1 pseudogene is annotated in these 339 nt (G+C 45.1%); it reads left to right on the top strand.

From position 1 onward, the window contains the following. Window positions 1-339: pseudogene (locus B3182_RS15565) on the top strand (elongation factor G); the annotation flags it as partial.

The following is a 339-nucleotide window of genomic DNA, read 5'->3' as shown; positions in this document are numbered from 1 at the left end:
GGTGACATTATCGCCATCGTCGGTATGAAAGATGTTCAGACTGGACACACCTTATGTGACCCGAAAAATCCGGCGACATTGGAACCAATGGTCTTCCCGGATCCCGTTATCTCAATCGCGATTGCGCCTAAAGATAAAGCTGCCGCTGAAAAACTCGGTGTTGCACTGGGCAAAATGATTAAAGAAGATCCTTCTTTCCGTGTTGAAACCGATGACGATAGCGGTGAAACCATTATGAAAGGTATGGGTGAATTACATTTGGATATCAAAGTCGATATCCTGAAGCGTACCCATAACGTTGATGTAATTGTTGGTGAACCGCAGGTTGCTTACCGTGAA

It is taken from the genome of Methylophaga sp. UBA4204, assembly GCF_002379485.1.
In the GTDB taxonomy this organism is placed as follows: domain Bacteria; phylum Pseudomonadota; class Gammaproteobacteria; order Nitrosococcales; family Methylophagaceae; genus Methylophaga.
Note: the sequence above shows the minus strand (reverse complement) of the source record. Positions and strands in the feature narration are given on the sequence as shown.